Raw genomic sequence first — 7,865 nt, 5'->3', positions numbered from 1 at the left:
GCAAATCTGGTCAAAGACTGGGCATTTATCTGCAATATCACGTTGCACTACTTGCCCCCTTACAGTCCCAACCTGAACCCCATCGAACGGTTATGGAAGTTGATGCACGAGTGTGCAAGGAATAACCGTTATTTTGCCAACAAGCGAGATTTTCGCGCGGCTATCTTTAACTTTTTTACGGCAACGCTACCTGAGATGGCGGGTTCTTTATCATCCCGGCTTAATGATAATTTTCAGGTGCTGAAGCAAGCATCTTCAAGTTAATCGGGTATAAAGCCGTGTTTAATACCCCAAGTACTCCTCGAAACCGTCTTCCAGATTGAATAATGCAAAAACCGAGCCATGCCCCTATACCTATCTTAGCTCAAAACGCGCCTTTCGCTAAACAGGGTTTAGTACCGCTAAGTCAGCGCTAAGGAAGCCGTGAAATACTGAGCAAATGCAGCCACACTATGACGGGTTTATCATGGCATATTCCATAGAGAAACAGACGAGTAATTGGGTGAACAAGGTACCAGAGGTCACCATCTTCTTTTGGCTTATCAAAATGATGTCTACTACAGTAGGGGAAACCGCAGCCGATTTTCTTAATGTTAACCTGCATTTCGGTTTGACACACACCTCGGTTGTGATGGCGGCACTGCTGGCGCTCGCATTATTCTTCCAAATAAGAACCAAACATTATGTGCCATCTTTGTACTGGATATCGGTTGTGCTCATCAGCGTATTCGGTACCCTGCTGACCGATAATTTAACGGACCACTTTGGCGTTCCTCTGGCTGTCTCTACCATGATGTTTGCAGGATTACTGCTGACCACGTTTGGCATCTGGTATACAAAAGAGAAAACATTGTCCATTCACGCGATAGACTCTGTCAAACGTGAGCTTTTTTACTGGATAGCTATCCTCTTTACTTTTGCGTTAGGCACGGCAGCGGGTGACTGGGTCGCTGAGGGGTTACAACTCGGTTACGTCAATGCCGCTATACTTTTCGGTGCGCTGATTGCAATGACTGCTGTGGCACATTTTCGATTCAAAATCGACGCGGTGCTGTGTTTCTGGATAGCCTATATTCTGACACGTCCTTTGGGAGCATCGTGTGGTGATCTCCTTTCGCAACCAATAGCAAACGGGGGACTGGGGTTGGGAACAACACTGACCAGCAGTCTGTTCCTGATTACCATTGTCGGATTGGTCGGGTATCTCACCATGACAGAGAAGAAAGTGACGCAATGAGTTATCAGGTTTCAAGCTTCTGAAGAAGCGAGCTTTCTACTAAAATGGGGGGATCTTACTGGCAGTATTTTCCACGGTCATCGGCATATCAGGACGTCGGACTAAGGGATGTTGAGAGGGAAACGGGACGCTTCGGAATACAGGACATGGCTTGGTATACTGTATGAAACCCATGATTGCAGGCAAAGCCCATCCACAGTATGGCCAGATTACAGGTCTGTTTTGAACGCGTCGTATTTGGGGGGACTGTCATCGTCGTTCATTATAGCGAGAGAATTGATGCGGATACTTCTGGTAGAAGATGATGCGATGATCGGTGAGATCGTTCAAAGCGCCTTAAAAGATGCAGCTTACGCGGTGGATTGGGTTATCAATGGTAACGATGCCCTGTCCAGCGCAGCCTGTCAACACTACGATGTCGTGCTTCTGGATCTAGGTTTACCCGGTAAGGATGGTCTCGCGGTGTTATCAGGCATACGCAAGAAAGGGCTTGCAACACCGGTTTTGATCCTTACCGCCCGAGATGCTCTTGAAGACCGACTGAAAGGGCTCGATGGTGGAGCCGATGACTACGTGCTCAAGCCTTTTGACATGAGTGAGCTGTTAGCCCGCATCCGGGCGGTGTTACGTCGAAAAGGAGGGGGTGGAACCCCGGTGTTGAGCAATGGTGCCTTGGCGTTAGATCCTGCTTCACATGAAGTCTGCCTTGTCGAGAGTCAGACAACGTTCCGACTTTCAAACCGGGAGTTTGCGTTACTTCAGGCACTGATGCTCAGGCCGGGGAGTATTCTGTCTCGCAGCGACTTGGAAGAGCGGATATATGGCTGGGGAGACGAGGTTGAAAGCAATGCCGTTGAGTTTTTAATTCACGCGTTGCGTAAAAAACTTGGCAATGATGCCATCAGGAATGTGAGGGGGGTCGGATGGATGGTATCAAAGAACGGGTAAAAAGTTCGATTCAACTTCGCCTGTCGATTGTTTTATGTTCAGCCATTGCTGTTGTCGCCCTGATATCAGGCGGATTTACTTTTTTCTCAGTTCTTGACGAAGCTCATGAGTTGCAGGACGCCACATTAACTCAAATTGCAGGGGTATTAAAAAAGGCACAGTTCCCCATCGCAAACAGCAGTTATGTGAGTCAAAGCCCGGAGGATGAAGAGGATGACAATGTTATCGTTCAATTTATCGTAGGGAACACGGCTCAGTCATCTCGCTCTCTCACGTACTTTCAGTTGCAACTTCCCTTGTCCGAGGGGTTTCAGACCATTTCCTCAGGCCATGGTAACTATCGGGTTTTAGTGACCGCATTATCGCCGAATTTACAGGTTGCCATAGGGCAAAAAACCGCGATGCGGGATGAGGTGGCCCTTGACAGTGCCTGGCGTACCTTGATGCCTTTCATGATTTTACTGCCTGTTCTCCTCCTGATTGTGGCCGATCTGATCCGAAAGGTTTTCCGACCGGTTACACGACTGGCCAATGACGTTTACCAACGTGATGAACAAGATCTCACCCCTTTGGCTTCAGAGGACATTCCGCATGAAGTTCGCCCTTTTGTTATGGGGATTAATCGGCTATTGGGTAAAGTCGGCAGTGCCATGGAAAACCAGCGACGATTTGTCGCAGATGCGGCCCATGAACTACGATCGCCATTGACCGCACTTTCATTGCAGGCTGAACGCCTCAACCAGTCGGCCATGTCCAAGGAGGCACATGAACGCCTTGATACGCTTCGACAGGGGATTAATCGGGCAAAAAACCTGCTTGAGCAACTCTTGTCATTAGCGCGAGCCCAGCAACAAATCACCATGAAGACACCCCAGTCTCCAACCTCAATACAATCCGTCTATCGACAGGTCATAGAAGGTCTTTTGCCGTTGGCATTGGAGAAGAATATTGATTTAGGGGTTGTTGATACTGGGGATATCACCCTTTACACCGATGAAATAGCTCTTTTCACCGTTGTGAAAAACCTGGTCGAGAATGCCATTCGTTACACCCCAAAAGGGGGATGTATTGACCTTCGCCTTTACGGTACTAAGGAACAGGTCATTATTGAGGTTGAGGATAATGGTCCAGGAATAGCGGAGGATAAGCGAACTCGCGTATTTGATGCGTTCTATCGGATAGAGGGGAGTGGACAGTCAGGATCTGGGCTGGGACTGTCGATTGTCAAGGCCATCGTCTCACGGATGGGGGGCGAGGTTACGTTGCATAATGCGGCGAACTATCCCACTGGACTGCAAGTCAGGTTACTTCTCCCTCACAGAGTCCCCCATGATTGATTTGGGTGAGTCTATAAAGGATGTTGCAAAAAAAATGATAGCCATGAATATATGGCCACAGCACGTTATAGAAACCATCAATCTGTCTTTGTTCAATCTGATTAATACCCTGGCACACCCCAGTTTGTCGATGCTGATGCTAGGGCACTTTTTTGCCCGTGATGTGATTATCGTGGTACCGTGCATCCTGCTGCTGAACTGGTTTTTTGCCAAAAAAGACATCAAGAAAACTGTGTTAGCTGCAGCGTTTTCTGGCGTACTGGTGATCGGTTTGAATCTGTGTATCAGTCTTTTTTGGCGATATCCACGCCCATTCATGGTCCCCGTAGGGCATACTTTTATCACCCATGTTGCGGACGTTTCTTTTCCCTATCACATATCGCTTATTTCTGCTGTCGTGATCAGTTTGCTATTGCAGGTTGGTGTTCGCTTTCAAGGGAGCCTATGACTCTTGCTCGGTCTTGGCATCGTCTGGGGAAAGGTTTATATGGGGATTTATTTCCCTATGGAGATATTGGGGCTAATCATCGTTGGCTTTATTGCCGCATTGCTGTGTCGCTTGATGAGGCAATAAATTGCCCGCAGTATAACCGTCTGTCGATTATACTGCGGCAACGCTGGCAATGGATTTGGCCTAATGGCGTCGTCATCCGAAATCGGGGTTCACCAGAACGTCGGTGTCGACTTCCAGGTAAATGGATGACGAGGAAACGCAGGAAAACCAGGTAGGCAAAAAACGATGGCCTGTCCCTTTTTGGGGCATACACGCTGCTTAACGAGCCCTTTTTTTCATATAGTGGCTCAGGATAAGATGCAGTATCCCCATTCCACCGTGTGCGAAAATGTACACTTCAATCAGTGCCGTCAAGGTTTTATGCAAACCGAGCACCTCTGTCGCCCAAGGGACATCCATACGGAAAAGAATAAACCAGGACAGACCGGATAAGACGACCAACAACAAAGCCCCCAATCCCAACCCCTGAACACACGCCGCCAGCCCTTTTGGTGAGGCAGTGGGTAAACCCAAGTTCATCATCTGTTTCAGGTCCTGCCTTATCTGGCTGAAGTCCCCCCATAAATAAGGATAAAAGTATTTAATGCCACGTCTAACCAGACAGTAAACGGTCAAAGAGAGTGAGAGTAAAAAAAGAGTAATACCAATAACAATATGCATCCAGGTGAAAAAAAGGCTCATTCCTGAAGCATTCGCTTGTGCGAGAGCATCCAACTGAACCCCGTTGCTATTCACAATTTGGACAATGACAAACAAAGCGATGGTCAGATGCAAGACGCGCAGAGGCTTGGACTGAGTCTCTGCCAGATACGCCCAAAAAGTAGTGAATATAGTCATGGATCCTCATATTAGAAAAAGATGGGTTAATTTTCCGTCTGGACAGTGTACCCACCAGGCAAAGGATGATTTCCTGACGCTCGTCATCTTAAAGCATCAGGGGTAAAATTCCGTCCGTTTGCAACAGCACTAACGGATAAAGTATAAAAGAGTAAATCAAAGTAGGGCTGTTGCAAGCAGGCATTATACTCTACCCCCCGTCGCAGGCGAGGGAAAATATACCCTCAATCACAATGCTCATACCTCTTGGGGCAGAATTGAAATGGAGGGAACTGACCCGTGATGTTTGCTTTGCAGATCACGGGCAGCCGTTAATTCCAGTAACGCGCGGCTTGCCATGGCAGGATAATTCCTCTACCGTCATTTTCTTCTGTCAGAGTTCATACAACTGTATGTTACCGGTAAAATCAGTAGCGTCAGTACCGTCGCAAAACCTAGCCCGAACATGATGACTACCGGCATGCTTTGGAAAAAAGCATCACTAAGTAGTGGGGCCAAGCCGAGCACGGTGGTAAAGGCGGTCAGCAGGATCGGGCGTAAACACGAGGTCGATGCATCGATAATGGCATCCAGCATCGGCTTTTCCTGGCGTTGCAAACTGATCTCTTCAACCAATACAATAGCGTTACGGATCAGCATGCCACTTAAACGGCTCTGTCGCATTAGTGATATGAGGTTGGCCAAAGTTGCGTTGTATGTTATTTAGGCAGCCAGCAAGTAGAATTGCTCCGCGGGTGACAATCCCTCTCTATTCGGTTGTTGATATTGTCCTTTTCGTATCATGTTGAGCAGTTCTATGCCGGCCAGGATCGTCTGGGCCCGTCGAAAGGATTTGAATCCCAGCATTGGGCGTATGCGGCTTTTGATGTTGCGGTGATCTTGTTCAACCATATTATTCAGATACTTGTTCTGCCTGACAGCAATGGTTTCTTCTTCTGGTTTGTCGGCGTTGAGTGTAGTCAGCGCTGCCGTGTTGGCACCACTTTTATCAATGGTCACTATCTCAGGGTCGCCGTGGTGTCGAATGGCCTTGCGAAAGAAGCGTAATGCCGCAGCAGCATCTCGTTTGGCGGTCAGTAGGAAGTCGATGGTCTGGCCGTCGGTATCAACTGCCCGGTACAAATATTTCTACTGGCCTTTGACTCTGATGTAGGTTTCATCCATTCGCCACCGCCGACCTACTGTGCGCTTGTGTCGGCGAAAGGCCTTATCCAGAAAGGGAACCAGACGGATAACCCAACGATGGAGCGTGGAATGGTCAATGACAATACCGCGCTCTGCCATTATCTCTTCCAGGTTGCGTAAACTCAGTGAGTAAGCCAAATACCAACGGACACACTGAGCAATAATATCGACGGGATAATGCAGGCGACTGAAAGCGTTTCGGATAAGAGACATGGGCAGGTAACATCACAAAAAATAGCATGTTACCGAACTGCGCCTTAATGCGACAGAACCGTTTTACCTGCCCCCAGGATTTTGGGGTAGGGTCATTCGCCAGCGGCACCCCACGGCGCGTTTATGCCGACGGAAAGCCTTATCCAGCAACGGTACCAGACGGATAACCCAGCGATGGAGCGTGGAATGGTCAACGACAATACCGCGCTCAGCCATCATTTCCTCCAGATTACGCAGGCTCAGGGAGTAAGCCAGATACCAGCGAACACATTGCGCGATAATATCGACAGGGTAATGTAAACGTTTAAAGGCTTTTCGGATCAGAGGCATGAGCAGGTAACATCTTAAAAAAAAAGTACATTACCTGACGCCGCCTTAATGCGACATAACTCTGGAGACCGAGTTGAAACCTGCCGAAACAGGTTTTGTATTATTTCAGGCGCTTTGCCCACGCGTTGCGCATAACAGGCATAAACGTTGGTGGTATGACACCCATTTTTGGTAATGGGATCTTGACTGTTACACCCGGTGATGCGTCAAACCATACGTCATTGAAGGGGAGTTTTTGAAGTCGATTCAAGTCGAACTTTGTCGGAACATCAAGCCCCGCGGTATCAAGTTGTTCATCAATGACAAACTCCCCATCGTAGACCTTGCCGATCTGTGACGTTCCATAGGTAATCAGCACCGCGTGAATATCGGTAAACACGTTCAGTATAAGCCCGGGGCGCGGGTATGGCCCTGGGTTGCCTAAGTCCTCGCTATGAGGAAACTTACACCAGAGTATGTCTCCGGGCTGTGGTAATGGTTTAAAGTCAGTGGCCATGCGCTTCCTGCTTATTTGAATAATGGAGAATCCAGATCTTCTTTTGAGATTTCCATACCTGAGATTTTAGTAATGGCAGTATGCTGGGCATCTGTCAGTGGGCCATTATCAAGTTCATAGGCTGGCAGAACATCGTGCGCCAGATAGCGTAACGCTTTATGGACGAGCTCAGTCTGGTTAAGAGCCAGCTCTTCCATCAGACGGGTAAACGTCGCTTCACTGACTCCGTACTCGTTGTCACGTGCACGCAACTGGAAAAGAAATTTCTTCGGAGTAGTTTGTGCGCCGGTTTCCACTTTGCTTTTATCGACGCGTGGACGGCGTTTAGCTGTCGCGGCTACGTGAGTTTCAGTAATGGTCGTCATGATTAACCTCTCTTTCTTACTTTTTTATGACTATATTGAAAGTATATAGTAATTGCATGCTGTTTGCTATATGGATTGCATATAGCAGTCATTGTAAGACGGTTGCTGGCGACTAACACCCTGAGATCCAAAAAAACCATAACCGGAAGTTTTACGGGGGGAAGGGGTTTAAGCTTTAATGGGGTTGTAAGCGGGAACCCGCCAAAATTTTGTCACGTTAGTCACTTCTGTCTAGGGGATGCATCAATCTTTCGCTCGTTGCATCCAAGCTAATCGCTTCCTCTCACTGATACAGATATTATCTATCTTTATATCAATAGCTTAAATTTTCTAATGATTTCCCTTGATGGTTAGGAATCTGGATCACGTTTTTTGAGGATCCCTGACCATGAACCGTAGCGCG

Annotated in this window: 8 protein-coding genes and 3 pseudogenes; 5 read left to right on the top strand and 6 right to left on the bottom strand. The window is 47.9% G+C overall.

Translation table 11 applies throughout. The features are described 5' to 3' along the window. The 5 genes from ACKWMY_RS27470 to ACKWMY_RS27450 form a co-directional block, all read left to right on the top strand. The coding region (locus ACKWMY_RS27470; protein WP_409487450.1) for a transposase at positions 1–264 on the top strand (264 nt) is incomplete at its 5' end. Between the two features lie 202 nt (positions 265–466). Then, entirely contained in the window at positions 467–1,237 is a 771-nt protein-coding gene (locus ACKWMY_RS27465) for a hypothetical protein (RefSeq protein WP_409487449.1), read from the top strand. Between the two features lie 279 nt (positions 1,238–1,516). Continuing rightward, positions 1,517–2,185, top strand: coding sequence for a response regulator (locus ACKWMY_RS27460; protein ID WP_409487448.1), 669 nt, complete (start codon positions 1,517–1,519; stop codon positions 2,183–2,185). Further along, positions 2,161–3,522 (top strand): sensor histidine kinase, encoded by a 1,362-nt coding sequence (locus tag ACKWMY_RS27455; protein WP_409487447.1) that lies wholly within the window; start codon positions 2,161–2,163, stop codon positions 3,520–3,522. The genes ACKWMY_RS27460 and ACKWMY_RS27455 overlap by 25 nt, the downstream gene beginning before the upstream one ends. Further along, on the top strand, positions 3,515–3,970 hold the full coding sequence (locus ACKWMY_RS27450; RefSeq protein ID WP_409487446.1) for a hypothetical protein: 456 nt from the start codon (positions 3,515–3,517) through the stop codon (positions 3,968–3,970). The genes ACKWMY_RS27455 and ACKWMY_RS27450 overlap by 8 nt, the downstream gene beginning before the upstream one ends. A gap of 324 nt (positions 3,971–4,294) precedes the next feature. Here the strand turns inward: ACKWMY_RS27450 and ACKWMY_RS27445 are convergent, their stop codons facing one another. From ACKWMY_RS27445 to ACKWMY_RS27420, 6 genes and pseudogenes are all read right to left on the bottom strand, one after another. Next, positions 4,295–4,873, bottom strand: coding sequence for a cytochrome b/b6 domain-containing protein (locus ACKWMY_RS27445; RefSeq protein ID WP_409487445.1), 579 nt, complete (start codon positions 4,871–4,873; stop codon positions 4,295–4,297). A gap of 360 nt (positions 4,874–5,233) precedes the next feature. Continuing rightward, positions 5,234–5,524, bottom strand: a pseudogene (locus tag ACKWMY_RS27440) (efflux RND transporter permease subunit); the annotation flags it as partial. 51 nt (positions 5,525–5,575) lie between these two features. Beyond that, positions 5,576–6,271, bottom strand: a pseudogene (locus ACKWMY_RS27435) (IS6 family transposase). A gap of 93 nt (positions 6,272–6,364) precedes the next feature. Further along, positions 6,365–6,601, bottom strand: a pseudogene (locus ACKWMY_RS27430) (IS6 family transposase); the annotation flags it as partial. A 100-nt stretch (positions 6,602–6,701) separates the two neighbouring features. Beyond that, on the bottom strand, positions 6,702–7,097 hold the full coding sequence (locus tag ACKWMY_RS27425; protein WP_409487444.1) for a hypothetical protein: 396 nt from the start codon (positions 7,095–7,097) through the stop codon (positions 6,702–6,704). Between the two features lie 11 nt (positions 7,098–7,108). Continuing rightward, positions 7,109–7,462 carry a hypothetical protein gene (locus ACKWMY_RS27420; RefSeq protein WP_409487443.1) on the bottom strand — a complete coding sequence of 118 codons (354 nt, stop codon included), beginning with the start codon at positions 7,460–7,462 and terminating at the stop codon, positions 7,109–7,111. Between the last annotated feature and the right edge of the window lie 403 nt (positions 7,463–7,865).

Origin of the sequence: Serratia sp. J2, assembly GCF_046269175.1 — a bacterium.
Classification (GTDB): Bacteria; Pseudomonadota; Gammaproteobacteria; order Enterobacterales; family Enterobacteriaceae; genus Chania; species Chania fonticola_C.
Note: the sequence above shows the minus strand (reverse complement) of the source record. Positions and strands in the feature narration are given on the sequence as shown.